Origin of the sequence: Actinotalea sp. (assembly GCF_041597215.1) — a bacterium.
Taxonomy (GTDB): Bacteria; Actinomycetota; Actinomycetes; order Actinomycetales; family Cellulomonadaceae; genus Actinotalea.
On the sequence record NZ_JBFHHB010000063.1, the window covers coordinates 1 to 13,848 of the forward strand.

14 protein-coding genes, 1 tRNA gene and 1 other RNA gene are annotated in these 13,848 nt (G+C 72.1%); 7 read left to right on the top strand and 9 right to left on the bottom strand.

All coding sequences use genetic code 11. From position 1 onward, the window contains the following. A partial coding sequence (locus tag ABWK99_RS06350; RefSeq protein ID WP_372593874.1) for a glutamine synthetase beta-grasp domain-containing protein occupies positions 1-164 on the bottom strand: 164 nt, incomplete at its 3' end. A gap of 51 nt (positions 165-215) precedes the next feature. Between ABWK99_RS06350 and ABWK99_RS06355 the strand changes: the two genes are divergently transcribed. Further along, complete coding sequence (locus ABWK99_RS06355) at positions 216-1,913, top strand: NAD+ synthase (RefSeq protein ID WP_372593862.1); 1,698 nt, start codon at positions 216-218, stop codon at positions 1,911-1,913. After that, a complete protein-coding gene (gene panB / locus ABWK99_RS06360; RefSeq protein ID WP_372593863.1) occupies positions 1,910-2,728 on the top strand; it encodes a 3-methyl-2-oxobutanoate hydroxymethyltransferase in 819 nt (272 codons plus the stop codon). Before ABWK99_RS06355 ends, panB begins: the two co-directional genes overlap by 4 nt. A gap of 66 nt (positions 2,729-2,794) precedes the next feature. Here panB and ABWK99_RS06365 read toward each other — a convergent pair whose 3' ends face one another. Beyond that, positions 2,795-2,983 (bottom strand): SPOR domain-containing protein, encoded by a 189-nt coding sequence (locus ABWK99_RS06365; protein WP_372593864.1) that lies wholly within the window; start codon positions 2,981-2,983, stop codon positions 2,795-2,797. Positions 2,984-3,031: 48 nt separating this feature from the next. Here ABWK99_RS06365 and map point away from each other — a divergent pair, with 48 nt between their 5' ends. From map to ABWK99_RS06380, 3 genes are read left to right on the top strand one after another with little or no spacing between them, the layout of a single operon-like run. After that, positions 3,032-3,919 (top strand): type I methionyl aminopeptidase, encoded by an 888-nt coding sequence (map, locus tag ABWK99_RS06370; protein WP_372593865.1) that lies wholly within the window; start codon positions 3,032-3,034, stop codon positions 3,917-3,919. Next, positions 3,916-4,704, top strand: coding sequence for a polyphosphate--glucose phosphotransferase (gene ppgK, locus ABWK99_RS06375; protein ID WP_372593866.1), 789 nt, complete (start codon positions 3,916-3,918; stop codon positions 4,702-4,704). The genes map and ppgK overlap by 4 nt, the downstream gene beginning before the upstream one ends. A gap of 29 nt (positions 4,705-4,733) precedes the next feature. Further along, positions 4,734-5,894 (top strand): MBL fold metallo-hydrolase, encoded by a 1,161-nt coding sequence (locus tag ABWK99_RS06380; RefSeq protein WP_372593867.1) that lies wholly within the window; start codon positions 4,734-4,736, stop codon positions 5,892-5,894. On the opposite strand, the gene rnpB is transcribed toward ABWK99_RS06380, so the two are convergent. After that, an RNA gene (rnpB, locus tag ABWK99_RS06385) (RNase P RNA component class A) lies at positions 5,888-6,266 on the bottom strand. The two genes, ABWK99_RS06380 and rnpB, sit on opposite strands and share 7 nt — an antisense overlap. Positions 6,267-6,307: 41 nt before the next feature. On the opposite strand from rnpB, the gene ABWK99_RS06390 reads away from it, so the two are divergent. Continuing rightward, positions 6,308-7,099 carry a YaaA family protein gene (locus ABWK99_RS06390; protein WP_372593868.1) on the top strand — a complete coding sequence of 264 codons (792 nt, stop codon included), beginning with the start codon at positions 6,308-6,310 and terminating at the stop codon, positions 7,097-7,099. 39 nt (positions 7,100-7,138) lie between these two features. On the opposite strand, the gene ABWK99_RS06395 is transcribed toward ABWK99_RS06390, so the two are convergent. From ABWK99_RS06395 to ABWK99_RS06420, 6 genes are all read right to left on the bottom strand, one after another. Further along, on the bottom strand, positions 7,139-7,849 hold the full coding sequence (locus ABWK99_RS06395) for a histidine phosphatase family protein (protein ID WP_372593869.1): 711 nt from the start codon (positions 7,847-7,849) through the stop codon (positions 7,139-7,141). Continuing rightward, positions 7,846-8,583 (bottom strand): zinc ribbon domain-containing protein, encoded by a 738-nt coding sequence (locus tag ABWK99_RS06400; RefSeq protein WP_372593870.1) that lies wholly within the window; start codon positions 8,581-8,583, stop codon positions 7,846-7,848. Before ABWK99_RS06400 ends, ABWK99_RS06395 begins: the two co-directional genes overlap by 4 nt. Further along, entirely contained in the window at positions 8,580-9,500 is a 921-nt protein-coding gene (locus tag ABWK99_RS06405) for a Nif3-like dinuclear metal center hexameric protein (RefSeq protein WP_372593871.1), read from the bottom strand. Before ABWK99_RS06405 ends, ABWK99_RS06400 begins: the two co-directional genes overlap by 4 nt. A gap of 33 nt (positions 9,501-9,533) precedes the next feature. Continuing rightward, positions 9,534-9,607 (bottom strand) — tRNA-Val (locus ABWK99_RS06410). A gap of 27 nt (positions 9,608-9,634) precedes the next feature. Continuing rightward, positions 9,635-10,102: a peroxiredoxin gene (locus ABWK99_RS06415; protein ID WP_372593875.1), complete on the bottom strand. Its 468-nt coding sequence runs from the start codon at positions 10,100-10,102 to the stop codon at positions 9,635-9,637. A 34-nt stretch (positions 10,103-10,136) separates the two neighbouring features. Further along, the gene (locus ABWK99_RS06420) at positions 10,137-10,532 is read right to left on the bottom strand and encodes a DUF3052 domain-containing protein (protein ID WP_372593872.1); all 396 of its coding nucleotides are present in this window, start codon (positions 10,530-10,532) and stop codon (positions 10,137-10,139) included. A 481-nt stretch (positions 10,533-11,013) separates the two neighbouring features. On the opposite strand from ABWK99_RS06420, the gene aceE reads away from it, so the two are divergent. Beyond that, positions 11,014-13,755, top strand: coding sequence for a pyruvate dehydrogenase (acetyl-transferring), homodimeric type (gene aceE, locus ABWK99_RS06425; protein ID WP_372593873.1), 2,742 nt, complete (start codon positions 11,014-11,016; stop codon positions 13,753-13,755). Positions 13,756-13,848 lie beyond the last annotated feature (93 nt).

The window sequence follows — 13,848 nt, forward strand, 5'->3', positions numbered from 1 at the left end:
GCGCTCCCGTCGAAGCCGATGCCCTCGCGGAACGCCGACTCGAGCTCTGCCGGGGCCACGGCCACCGATTTCAGCATCCCCAGCACATCCGTGAACCACAGACGGATGAAGCGGATGTCTCGTTCCTCGACGGTGCGGAGTACGAAGTCCTGCTGCCTGTCCATGGCCCCATCCTGCCGCACCGAGGGCGATGGTCGCGCGGATAGGGTTGAGCCATGCCGATGACGATCGCTCTGGCCCAGATCGACGCCCGCGTGGGCGACCTGGACCGGAACACGACGCAGGTCCTGGAGTGGTGCACGCGGGCCGCCGAGGCCGGGGCCGATGTGGTGGTCCTGCCGGAGATGACGCTCACCGGCTACCCCATCGAGGACCTCGCCCTGCGCGACTCCTTCGCGCGGGCGGCCGACCGTTCCCTGCACAGGCTCGCCGAGGACCTGCTGGGGCGCGGGCTCGGTGAGCTGGTGGTCGTGCTCGGCACCCTGGGTCGATCGCCCGGCGGTCGGGCGACCAATCGCGCCGTGACGGTGCACCGCGGGCAGGTCGTCGCCACCTACGACAAGCACCACCTGCCGAACTACGGCGTCTTCGACGAGTTCCGGATCTTCTCGCCCGGGGAGTCCACCTGCGTGATCGACGTCGCCGGACGACGAGCGGGCGTGGTGATCTGCGAGGACATCTGGCAGGACGGCGGTCCCGTCAGTCAGATGGACGCCGCCGACGTCGACGTGCTCCTCGTCCTCAACGGCTCGCCGTACGAGGAGGGCAAGGGACACGTGCGCACCGAGCTCGCCGCACGGCGGGCGAAGGAGGTCGGCGCCCCGGTCGTCTACGTCAACCTCGTCGGCGGTCAGGACGACCTCGTCTTCGACGGTGGTTCGTTCGTGATGGGGACCGACGGCCTGCTGCTCGCCTCGGCCCCGCAGTTCGTCGAGCACCTGCTCCTGTGGGAGCTGCCCGACGAGGGGTCACCGATCGTCAGGGGAGAGCTCGCCCCTCCCCTCGAGGCGGACGCCGAGGTCTACTCGGCACTCGTCACCGGTCTGCGCGGCTACGCGACGAAGAACGGCTTCACGTCCGTCGTCCTCGGCATGTCGGGAGGGATCGACTCCGCGCTGGTGGCCGCGATCGCCGCCGACGCGCTCGGCGGCCCGAACGTCGTCGGCGTGTCGATGCCCTCGACGCACTCCTCCGACCACTCGCGGGACGACGCCGCCGACCTCGCGCGCAGGCTCGGTGCCGACTACCGGGTGCAGCCGATCGCCCCGCTCGTCGACGCGTTCGAGGCCCAGCTCGCCCTCGACGGCGTCGCGGCGGAGAACCTCCAGGCGCGGATGCGCGGGGTGATCCTCATGGCGATCTCGAACGCCGAGGGCCATCTGGTGCTGGCCACGGGCAACAAGACCGAGCTCGCGGTGGGGTACTCGACGATCTACGGCGATGCCGTCGGCGGCTACGGACCGATCAAGGACGTGGACAAGTCGCGGGTCTGGGCCCTGGCCCGGTGGCGCAACCGCGCGGCCCTCGACGCCGGCCGCATCCCGCCGATCCCGGAGAGCTCGATCACCAAGCCGCCGTCGGCCGAGCTCCGCCCCGGTCAGCTCGACACCGACTCGCTCCCGCCCTACCACCTGCTGGACGAGGTGCTTGACGCCTACGTCGAGCATGCCGAGGGGCGCGCCGAGCTGCTCGACCGGGGTTTCGACGCCCGTGTCGTGGACCGGGTCCTTTCCCTCGTCGATCGCGCAGAATGGAAGCGACGGCAGTACCCGGTCGGACCGAAGGTCACCGCGCTCGCCTTCGGGCGGGACCGCCGCCTGCCGATCACGAACGCCTGGCGCGAGCCGGTCCCCGCACCCACCACTCCCGCGGCCGCTGCGCACGACCGTGTCGACGACCCGGAGGACACATGACCGAGACCCCAGCCCCGCGACGCGTCCGCGTGCACCACCTGCGGGAGGCGAAGGAGCGGGGCGAGCGCATCACGATGCTCACCGCCTACGACGCCCCCACGGCGCAGATCTTCGACGAGGCGGGCACCGACGTACTGCTCGTCGGCGACTCGATGGCCAACGCCTTCTACGGGCACCGCGACACCTTGCCGATCACCGTCGACGAGATGATCCACCACACGCGTGCCGTCACGGGCGCGGTCCGCCGGGCCCTGGTCGTCGCCGACCTCCCCTTCGGCTCGTACGAGGCCTCACCCGAGCAGGCGCATGCGACCGCGGTGCGGATGCTCAAGGAAGCCGGGGCGAACGCCGTGAAGTTCGAGGGTGGCCGTCGCGTCGCCCCGCACGTCCAGCTGCTGACGGAGTCCGGCATCCCGGTGATGGCGCACCTGGGCTTCACCCCCCAGTCGGAGAACATGCTCGGCGGCAAGCGCGTCCAGGGGCGCGGCGAGGGCGCGGCCGAGCGCCTCTCGGCGGACGCTCTCGCCCTGCAGGAGGCCGGCGCCTTCGCCGTCGTCCTGGAGATGGTGCCGGCGCCGGTCGCCGCCCAGGTCACCGAGGTCCTGACGATCCCGACGATCGGTATCGGCGCGGGCGTCGAGTGCGACGGTCAGGTGCTCGTGTGGTCGGACATGGCCGGTCTGGGCGACTGGACTCCCCGGTTCGCCAAGCGCTACGCCGAGATGCGCACGCTGCTCGCCCAGGCCGCTGCCGAGTACAACGCCGAGGTGCGGTCGGGGGCCTTCCCCGCGGCCGAGCACACCTTCACCGAGTGAGCCGTGGCGGTCGAGGCCGTTCTGCGAGCCCTGCCGCGCGGCGACCTGTGCCGGACTGAGGGACGATCAGTCCCGCTTCCACTTCTCGTCGGCCTCGTCCCAGGCTTCCGTGCGCTCCTTGGCCTCCTGGAGCGCCCGCTCCGCCGCCTCACGGGTCGGGTACGGGCCCAGGCGGTGCTCCCAGCTGCTCACCCGACCGCGCTCCACCTCATGGGTCGTGAGGTTGAACCAGTACTCGCCGTCCTCGTCGCTCATGGCCACTCCTCCGTCACGGGCACTCCTCGTCCTCCGTAGACTGCCACCATGGCCACCGCCCACGCGCCGCTCGGCACCCTCGTCCCTGGGACGGTGAGCCCCGTGCGCACCGTCCCACCCCATGTCGAACGGCCCGAGTACGTGGGCAAGGACCGTGAGCTGCCGTTCACCGGCTCCGAGGTCAAGGACGCCGACACGCTCGAGCGGATCCGGGTCGCCTCCAGGATCGCCGCCCAGGCGCTCGAGGAGGTCGGTCGGCACGTCGTCCCCGGTGTCACCACCGACGAGCTCGACCGCATCGGTCACGAGTTCCTGTGCGACCACGGTGCCTACCCCTCGACGCTGCGCTACCAGCCGCACCCGCGGCAGGTGCCCTTCCTCAAGTCCCTGTGCACCTCGATCAACGAGGTCATCTGCCACGGGGTGCCGGACTCCACCGTCGTGGCGGACGGCGACATCGTGAACATCGACGTGACGGCCTACCTGAACGGTGTCCACGGCGACACCAACGCCACCTTCCTGGCAGGGGACGTCGACGAGGAGTCGCGGCTGCTCGTCGAGCGGACCAAGGAGGCGATGATGCGCGGGATCTCCGCCGTCGCCCCGGGACGGCAGATCAACGTCATCGGCCGGGTGATCGAGAAGTACGCCCATCGCTTCGGCTACGGGGTCGTCACGGACTTCACGGGGCACGGGGTGGGCGAGTCCTTCCACTCCGGCCTCGTGGTGCCGCACTACGACTCCCCCTTCCACACGACCCAGATCGAGCAGGGGATGGTCTTCACCATCGAGCCGATGATCAATCTCGGCACCCCCGACTGGGAGCAGTGGGACGACGGCTGGACCGTCGTCACGGCCGACCGCAAGCGCAGCGCCCAGTTCGAGCACACCCTCGTCGTGACCGAGACCGGAGCGGAGATCCTGACCCTGCCATGAGCCTGACCACCGAGCCGCACAACACCATCGCCGGAGCGTTCGGCATCGACATCGGGGGCAGCGGGATCAAGGGAGCCCCCGTCGACCTGGTGGTCGGCGAGTTCAGCGCCGACCGCGTACGGATCCCCACCCCGAAGCCGGCGACGCCGAAGGCCGTGGCCGCAGCCGTCGCCGAGCTGATCGACTCCTTCGACCTCCCCCACGAGATGCCCGTCGGGGTGACGTTCCCCGCGATCATCCAGCACGGCGTCGCCCTGAGCGCGGCGAACGTCGACGACTCGTGGATCGGGACCAACGTCGAGAAGGTCATCGCCAAGGCCACCGGCCGCCGGGTGCACGCGGTGAACGACGCGGACGCCGCCGGTTTCGCCGAGGCCCTGTACGGCGCTGCGCGGGGTCAGGAGGGCGTCGTCCTGGTGGTCACCCTCGGCACCGGGATCGGCTCCTGCCTCGTGGTCGACGGGACCCTGGTGCCGAACACCGAGCTCGGGCACCTGGAGATCGACGGTCACGACGCGGAGTCCCGGGCGGCCGACAGCGCACGCGAGCGCGAGGATCTCAGCTGGAAGGAGTGGGCGGAGCGGCTCCAGCGGTACTTCTCCGTCGTGGAGGGGCTGTTCTCCCCCGACCTCATCGTCGTGGGCGGCGGGGTGAGCAAGAAGCACGAGAAGTTCCTGCCCCTGCTCGACCTGCGCGCCCCGATCGTCCCTGCCTCCCTGTTCAACGCCGCGGGCATCGTCGGGGCCGCGGCACTCGCGGCGCGCTCGGCGACCGCCGCGGACTGACCGGCCGACCCGGCTCCAGGACGGTCACCATGCGCGTCGCACTGTGGGTCGCTGCGGTGGTGCTCCTCCTGATCGCTGTCGACCGCGCGATGGCCCACCGCGCCCCGCACGAGGGGACGAGGCGGCGCCGGCGCCGACGGGCCGGGGGCGGGAGCGGTGCGCTGGGCGAGCTCATCACGATCTTCCAGCCGAGCGCCCGGCACCTGCACGACGAGGCCGAGCGCAAGCGCAACGACCTGGTGACCCCCGGTTCCCCCGACCGGCTCTGGGCGGTGGACCTCGACGCCGGTACGGCCATCGCCGCGAGCCCCGAGCCTGGTGCTTCCCACGGGACGAGCTCCGTGCCGGCGGAGGCCGCCTCGGTCCCCGTTCCGGAGCACCCCTGCGTCCTGGAGGCGGTTGCGCCGGGCGTGTGGACGATCCCCGCGCAGCCCTGGTCCTCGCTGACGACCCTCCTCGTCGCTGACGACGGCAGCTGCGTGGTCGTCGACCCGAACATCTGGCCGGCCGATCTCGCCCGGATCGTCGACGAGGTCGCCGCGCACGGCTGGACCCCCGTGGCGGGGTTCAGCACCCATCCGCACTGGGACCACGTGCTGTGGCCGGCAGCCTGGGCGGGGCTGCCCCGGTTCGCGACCGCCGAGGCCGCCGCCGAGGCACGGGCGCGGAACCGTGAGCTGTGCGCGGAGGCCGACGAGGTCGCTCCGGGCCACGACCACCGCTGGACCGGTGTCCTGACGGGGCTCGAGGCGGAGGCCCTCCCCTGGGACGGCCCACGCGCCCTCCTCCTGCCCTACGCGGGGCACTGCCGCGGCAGCGCGGCGCTGTGGCTGCCCGGCCCTGCGGTCCTCCTGTCGGGCGACATGCTCTCCGACGTCGAGGTGCCGCTGCTCGCGGAGCCGAGCGACGAGGCACCCGACCCGATCTCCGCGTACCGCGAGAGCCTCGACCTGCTCGCAGGCGTCGGGGCGAGGGTCCTGGTCCCGGGCCACGGGAGCGTCGCGGACGAGACCGGGATCCGCAGGCGGTTGGCGGCCGATCGCGCCTACCTCGACCGGCTCGAGCGGGCGGCCGGCGGAGCGGACGAGACCCCGGCCGACGCCCCGGACGCGCGCCTGTCCGACCCGGAGCAGTCCGAGCACCATGCGCGCCAGCTCGCCCTCGTGCGGTCCTGGCGAGAGGGCGGATGAGTCGGCCGATACGCCGGGTTCTGTCCTCGGGTCCGGTTGCCCGGGCCCGAGTGGCGGCCATCCCTCTACGACGTACGTTGCCGCACGCCTCCAGCGGCCTACCCGGGAGCTCGGGCGAGCAGCCCTCGAACGCTCCCTGTCTGGCCTTGCTCCAGGTGGGGTTTACCTAGCCGCACCGGTCACCCGGCACGCTGGTGGTCTCTTACACCACCGTTTCACCCTTACCGCGACTGCCGAGGCAGCCGAGGCGGTCTCTTCTCTGTGGCACTGTCCCGCGGGTCACCCCGGGTGGGCGTTACCCACCACCGTGCTCTGCGGAGCCCGGACGTTCCTCGGCGAGGTCTCCCTCGACGCGACCGCCTGGCCGACTCATCCGGGAGCAAGCCTAGCCCGTCCCGACGTAGAGTCCTCGGGTGCTCGTTCTGCTCCCACCCTCCGAGGGCAAGACGAGCCCTCTCCGTGGCCGTCCTGTCGACCTGGACGGCCTCAGCCACCCCGGTCTGAGCGAGACCCGGCGCGGGGTGCTCGACGCCCTCGTCGAGGTCTGCGCCGGCGCGGAGGCCCCCGCCCTCCTGGGAGTCGGGCCGTCTCTCGCCGACGAGGTCCGGCGCAACACCCGCCTGCGCTCGGCGCCGAGCGCACCGGCCCGGCGCGTGTACTCCGGGGTGCTCTATGCGGCGGCCGGTCTCGACGACCTGTCGGGCACGGCCCTGCGTCGCGCCCAGCGCACGGTGCGGACCGTTTCCGCACTGTGGGGGCTGGTCGCGCCGCAGGACCGGATCCCCGCCTACCGGCTCTCCATGGGGACGGCCCTTCCCGGGGTCGGCCCGCTGGCCCGGTACTGGCGCGGCCCACTGGCCGAAGAGATGGCGCTGCCCCACGTCACCGCCAACGGCCCGCTCGTGGTCGATGCCCGGTCGTCGGACTACCTCGCGGCCTGGCGTCCCGCGGGCACGGACTGGGACCACGTCGCGGTCCGGGTCCTGCGGGACGACGGCGACCGGCTCACGGTGGTCTCGCACGAGGCGAAGTTCACCCGCGGCCTGCTCGTCGGGCACCTGCTGTCGAGGGAGTCGTCGCCCCCGCGCACGGCCGAGGACCTCGCGAGCGCCGCGGCCGAGGTGACCGGTGTCGTCGGCGTCGAGCTGAGCGGCCCCCACGGTCGCCGCGTCCTCTCGCTCGTCACCCGCCCGGCCGAGCGCTGAGCCCGGCCACCACCTGCTCCTGACCGCCGGCCCAGGGGCTCAGCGGTCGGACGGCATCGAGAGGGTCACCAGCTCGCGGCCGCCGTCCGGCCACAGCCGCAGGACCGTGAGCGAGGCGGGGAGGATCCGCAGGCTGCCCCACAGCTCCGGGGCGAGCCGGAGCGCATGACCGACGCCCGCCCGGATCGCCATCGCGTGCGAGACGATCACGACGGTGCGGTCCGTCCCGGCGGCGAGCTGGTCCTCCAGACCCGCCGCGACGCGATCACCGACCGCCACCAGGGCCTCGCCACCGGGAGCCGGGAGGCGCGGATCGGCGCTCCAGCGTCGCAGCGCCTCGGGTTCCGTCTCGTCGATCTGGCTCGAGGTCCTGCCCTCCCAGTCACCGAAGTGGCACTCGGCGAACCGCTCGTCCGTCTGCACCGGCAGCCCGAGCCGGCGTCCCACGGCCCTCGCCGTCTCCTGGGTGCGCACCATCGGGGAGGCGAGGAGGGACGACGGGTGGGGAAGGTCCGGCCACCGCTGCCGGCCGACGCGGAAGACCAGGTCGGCAGCCTGGGCGGCCTGAACACGTCCGGCAGGCGCGAGCCCGGGGCCGGGTGTCCCCGACCCCGAGAAGGTGCGCGAGATCGTCGCCGGGGTCTCCCCGTGACGGACGAGCACGACGGTCAGCGGGGCGGCGGCGTCGAACCGCAGCGCCGCACCGCTGGGGCGCGGAGCACGGGCCGCCGGGGCGGACCCAGCGGTCACTGCGCGGCGGCGCGGACCAGGATCCGGCCGCACTCCTCGCACCGGACGACCTGCTCGGGGGCTGCTGCCGTGATCTGCGCGACGTCGCCCGGGTTGAGCTCGAGCCGACACCCCTCGCAGGTCCTCCCCCGCAACCGGGCGACCGCGAGCCCGCCGAGCTGGCCGCGGAGCTTCTCGTAGAGCGTGACGAGACCGGCGTCGATGCCCGCGGCTCGGGTGGCCCGCTCGGCGCGGACCGTCTCGACCTCGGCGTCGATCTGGGCGAGACCCTCGGCGAGCTGGGCCGCGGCCTCCCGCTGGGCCTCGAGCATCGCCTCGTGCGCCGTGGTGACCTCCGCGAGGGCGCTCTCGTGCGCCTCGAGGCGCACCATGACGTCGAGCTCGATCTCCTCGAGGGCGGCCGTGCGACGAGCCAAGGCCTCGAGCTCCGCCGAGAGTGCCTGCACGTCCTTGACGCTCGCCGCGCCGGAGTCCAGCCGGGCCTGGTCGCGCGCGGCCCGCGTGCGCACCTGCTCGACGTCGCCCTCCGCCTTGGCCAGCTCACGACGCAGGTCGCCGACGGCGGTCTTGGACTCCACCAGGGCCCTGTCGACGTCGGCGAGCTGGACGGCGACCTCGGCCACCCGAGCGTGCCCCGGGAGGGTCTTGCGCTGGTGCTCGAGCTGCTGGAGCCGCGTGTCCAGCGCCTGGACGTCGAGCAGGCGCAGCTGGTCGGCCACGGGAGCGGTGGTCACGGGCGTCCTCCGGAGGGGTCGGTGGCCGGAGTCGCGGGTACCGACGCCGGTCGGGGTGGGGAGTCGAGGCGGAAGGTCCACGGATCGGTCCGCAACGTGCTCACCCGGGTGTCCAACCTAGTGCCCCCGAAGCGCTCGGCCATCTCGGTCTCCAGCGCCTGCGCCGCCGCGGGCAGCCAGAGCCACTCGCTCGCCGAGTGCGCGACGTCCACCAGGTACGGGGTGCCGACGGAGTCGTCCGAGCTCCCCGCCTCGAACGCCGCCCGTTCCCGCAGCTCGGAGGCGGGGTGGTGCCGCAGGTCGGCGGTGACGTAGGCGTCGACGCCCGCTGCACGCACGTCGTCGAACAGGGAGTCCCCCGATCCGCCGACGACCGCGACCGTGCGCACCCTGCCGTCACGTGCTCCCGCCACGCGTACGCCGTGCTCCGTCGGAGGCACGGCCGCTGCGACCTGACGGGCGAACTGCTCGAGGGTGAGCGGCTCGGGGAGGCGCCCGATCCGCCCGGTGCCCGTCGTGGGGTCGATCGGCACGAGCGGGACGAGGTCGACGAGGCCGATCGCCGTCGCCAGCGCGTCCGCTACTCCCCCGGCGGCAGCGTCGGCGTTCGTGTGGGCGGCGTGCAGCGCGCAGCCGCCCCGGATCAGCCGGTGCACCAGCGCACCCTTGTAGGTCGTCCCGGCGACCGAGTGCACGGGGCGCAGGTACAGCGGGTGGTGGGCGACGAGCAGGTCCGCTCCCCAGTCGAGCGCCTCGTCGACCACGGCGGCGGTGACGTCGACCGCGAGCAGCACCTTGCGCACGGGAGCCGTGGGGTCACCGCAGACGGTCCCGGGGGCGTCCCAGTCCTCCGCGGTCGACGGCGGGTACCAGGTATCGAGGACGGCGACGACATCGGCGAGGGTCGGGCTGGTCACGCCACGACCGTACCCGTCCGAGCGTGTCCAGGGTGGGCCCGGCCGGTCTCGAACCGACGACCTCCGCGGTGTAAACGCGGCGCTCTGACCAACTGAGCTACAGGCCCGACGGCCCGCAGCCTACCGGCAGCGGGTCACAGCGCAGCGAGGGCTGCGCGGTACTCGCCGAGGTCGCGGGCCTTGCCTCGAGCGTTGACCACGCTCCACCGGACGATCCCGTCCGCGTCGATGAGGAACGACCCGCGCAGGGCGATCCCCGCCGCCTCGTCGAACACGCCGAAGGCGCGCGCGGCCGCGCCGTGCGGCCAGAAGTCCGAGAGCAGGTCGAAGCCGAAGCCCTCCTGCTCGCCCCAGGCCCGCAGCGTGAACATCGCGTCGCACGCCACGACCAGGAGACGGACCCCCACGGCCTCGAAGTCCTCGATCGCGTCGCGCAGCTCGCAGAGCTCGCTCGTGCACAGGCCGGAGAACGCGAACGGGACGAACACCACAGCCACCGCTCCCCCGCGCAGGTCGCTGAGCGTGACCGGGGTCCCGTGGGCGTCCGGGAGCGTGAGGTCAGGGGCCAGGTCACCGACCCGCAGAGGCGCGCTCGCCGTCACTGCGTGCCCAGCGAGCACTGCGGGCGCGACGGGCTCAGCGGCCACGCGAGCGAGTGCCGAGTCGCGTCCCGGACCAGTCGGCCGCGAGGGCGAGCGTGCTCGTGGCATGCAGCCCGGCCGTGGTCGCGGCTTCCTCGATCTCGCCGTGCGCGACATTGCCCGGCCGCCCGGCCTTCGGCGTCAGCAACCAGATCAGCCCACCGTCGTCGAGGGCCGCACGGGCGTCGACGAGCGCGTCGGTCAGATCGGTGACGTCTCCGTCGTCCGACCGCCACCAGAGCACCACGCCGTCGATGACGTCGTCGTAGTCCTCGTCCTCGAGGGGAGCCCCGACGACCTCCTCGATGCCCGCCCGGATCTCGGCGTCGACGTCGTCTCCGTAGCCGAACTCCTGGACGACGTGTCCCGGGGCGAATCCGAGTCGTGCCATTCCGGTCGCGCCGTGCGCGTCGGCCCCCGCGGTCGATCCCACTGGTCGGTCAGTCCTCTCGTACGGTCCGTACCCGCTGCCGTCCTGGCTCCGGGCCGGTCGTCTGCTGTCGATGTGCTGCTCGAACCCGGGAACGCCCGTGTTCGAGGTAAGCCCACAGCATCCTCCACTGCGCTGGCAAGCGCCACACGCCCGCGCGTCGTGATCGTGCTCCCCCTGTGACGTGCCCGGCACCGGCCGCCGCCGCGTACCGGACGTCGCCTCGGGGCGCGGCGGACGCGACCGCCGTGCTCTGCGGGCCCCCGCGGCGGGGTTGCGGGGGACCTTCGGCCGTGCTCACAGGGGTCTCGGTGTGACACGGGCACCCCAAAGGTCGGATGATGGTCCGACGACCACCGGGGAGCGCACGCGACCGTGCTCCTGGTGCTGGGCGTCGAGGGCGACCGGCCCGCGACGACGCGGAGAAGAAGTGAGGGTGCTGGTGGCTGCGAGCGAGACGACCGGTCCGCTGATCAACGGACTGCTCAGCCAGGTTCCGGACATCGATCCGGACGAGACGGGTGAGTGGCTCGAGTCCTTCGACGGACTCGTCGACGACCGCGGAGGTCCGCGGGCCAGGTATGTGCTGCTGAGCCTGCTCAAGCGGGCGCGGGAGAAGAACGTCGCGGTCCCGACCTCGATGAACACCCCGTACGTCAACACGATCGGTGTGCACGAGGAGCCGTACTTCCCGGGCGACGAGGTGATGGAACGCGCCTACCGCCGTCTCATCCGTTGGAACGCGGCCGTCATGGTCACCCGCGCCCAGCGACCGGAGATCGGCGTCGGCGGGCACATCTCGTCCTACGCCTCGGTCGCGACCCTCTACGAGGTCGGCCTCAACCACTTCTTCCGCGGGAAGGACCACCCGGGCGGCGGTGACCAGGTCTTCTTCCAGGGGCACGCCGCTCCCGGCATCTACTCCCGCGCGTTCGTCGAGGGACGCCTGAGCGCCGAGCAGCTCGACGGGTTCCGCCAGGAGGTCTCGGCCCCCGGTGGCGGACTCTCCTCCTACCCGCACCCGCGTCTGATGCCCGACCTGTGGGAGTTCCCCACGGTCTCGATGGGCCTCGGCCCCGCCTCGGCGATCTACCAGGCGTGGACCAACCGCTACCTGCACAACCGCGGGGTCAAGGACACCAGCCAGCAGGCCGTGTGGGCCTTCCTCGGCGACGGCGAGATGGACGAGCCCGAGAGCCGCGGGATGCTCCAGCTCGCGAGCCAGCAGCAGCTCGACAACCTCACCTTCGTGGTCAACTGCAACCTGCAGCGCCTCGACGGCCCGGTGCGCGGCAACGGCAAGATCGTCCAGGAGCTCGAGGCGCAGTTCCGTGGCGCCGGCTGGAACGTCATCAAGGTGATCTGGGGCCGCGAGTGGGACGTCCTGCTCAACGCGGACAAGGACCGCGCACTGGTCAACCTCATGAACACCACGCCCGACGGCGACTTCCAGACCTTCAAGGCCAACGATGGCGCCTTCGTCCGCGAGCACTTCTTCGGTCGCGACCCGCGCACCAAGCAGCTCGTCGAGAAGATGACCGACGACGAGATCTGGGCGCTCAAGCGCGGTGGGCACGACTACCGCAAGGTCTACGCCGCGTACGCCGCCGCCATGGCCCACACCGGGCAGCCGACGGTCATCCTCGCGCACACCATCAAGGGCTACGGGCTGGGGTCGGGCTTCGCGGGCCGCAACGCCACGCACCAGATGAAGAAGCTCAAGCTCGACGACCTCAAGGCGCTGCGCGACACGCTGCACATCCCGATCAGCGACGAGGAGCTCGAGGCGAACCCCTACGCCCCGCCGTACTACCACCCCGGGGCCGACGCTCCCGAGGTCACGTACATGCTCGAGCGGCGCAAGGCGCTCGGCGGGTTCGTCCCCGAGCGGCGGCAGACCTACGCTCCGGTGACCCTGCCGGACGACAAGGTCTACGAGATCCTGGGCAAGGGCTCCGGCCACCAGGAGATCGCCACGACGATGGCCTTCGTCCGGCTGCTCAAGGACATCATCAAGGACAAGGGCTTCGGCAACCGGATCGTGCCGATCATCCCCGACGAGGCCCGTACCTTCGGGCTGGACTCGATCTTCCCGACGGCCAAGATCTTCAACACCCTCGGGCAGAACTACCTCGCCGTGGACCGCGAGCTGATGCTCAGCTACAAGGAGTCCGAGGCCGGGCAGATCATGCACACCGGCATCAACGAGGCAGGGTCCGCCGCGGCGTTCCAGGCCGTGGGCACGTCCTACGCCACGCACGGCGAGGTCCTCGTGCCGGTCTACATCTTCTACTCGATGTTCGGCTTCCAGCGGACCGGTGACCAGTTCTGGGCCGCAGGCGACCAGATGACCCGCGGGTTCATCATCGGCGCCACGGCTGGCCGCACCACGCTGACCGGGGAGGGCCTGCAGCACGCGGACGGGCACTCGCCGCTGCTCGCCGGCACCAACTCGGCCGTGATCCACTACGACCCGGCCTACGGGTACGAGATCCGGCACATCGTGCGCGACGGCCTGCAGCGGATGTACGGCGACGACGGGCGCGACCCGAACGTCATGTACTACCTGACGGTCTACAACGAGCCGATGGTGCAGCCGGCCGAGCCGGAGGACGTGGACGTCGAGGGCATCCTGCGCGGTATCCACCGCATCGCGGTCGCCGAGGGTGAGGGTCCGCGCGCGCAGATCCTGTCCTCCGGGGTCGGCGTGCCGTGGGCGCTGGAGGCCAAGGAGCTGCTCGCCAACGACTGGGGCGTGCAGGCCGACGTCTGGTCGGTCACGAGCTGGAGCGAGCTGCGACGTGACGGCCTCGCGGCCGAGCAGCACAACTTCCTGCACCCGGGCGAGCCGGTCCGCACGGCCTACCTCACGGAGAAGCTCAAGGACGCCGCGGGCCCGTTCGTCGCGACGAGCGACTACGACCACCTGGTCGTCGACCAGGTGCGCCAGTGGATCCCCGGCGAGTACGCCACCCTCGGCGCGGACGGCTTCGGCTTCTCCGACACGCGTGCCGCGGCACGTCGCCACTTCAAGATCGACGGCCCGTCGACGGCGGTGCGGGTGCTGCAGATGCTCGCCCGTCGTGGCGAGGTCGCCGCGGACGCCCCGGCCCAGGCCATCGAGAAGTACCAGATCCACGACGTGCGTGCCGGCACCTCCGGCTCGGCAGGCGGCGACTCCTGACCACGGTGGGGTGGACGCCTGCCGGCGTCCACCCCACCGCCGGCAGGCAGCACGCAGGCGCGACGCACACGAACGCGGGCCCCGAGGTCTCCC

Bases quoted from the DNA above. Each gene is read 5' to 3' on its own strand.
- ABWK99_RS06365 (WP_372593864.1), bottom strand. From the start codon at position 2,983: ATGAGCGACGAGGACGGCGAGTACTGGTTCAACCTCACGACCCATGAG.
- ABWK99_RS06355 (WP_372593862.1), top strand. From the start codon at position 216: ATGCCGATGACGATCGCTCTGGCCCAGATCGACGCCCGCGTGGGCGAC.
- ppgK (WP_372593866.1), top strand. From the start codon at position 3,916: ATGAGCCTGACCACCGAGCCGCACAACACCATCGCCGGAGCGTTCGGC.
- panB (WP_372593863.1), top strand. From the start codon at position 1,910: ATGACCGAGACCCCAGCCCCGCGACGCGTCCGCGTGCACCACCTGCGG.
- ABWK99_RS06420 (WP_372593872.1), bottom strand. From the start codon at position 10,532: ATGGCACGACTCGGATTCGCCCCGGGACACGTCGTCCAGGAGTTCGGC.
- ABWK99_RS06380 (WP_372593867.1), top strand. From the start codon at position 4,734: ATGCGCGTCGCACTGTGGGTCGCTGCGGTGGTGCTCCTCCTGATCGCT.
- map (WP_372593865.1), top strand. From the start codon at position 3,032: ATGGCCACCGCCCACGCGCCGCTCGGCACCCTCGTCCCTGGGACGGTG.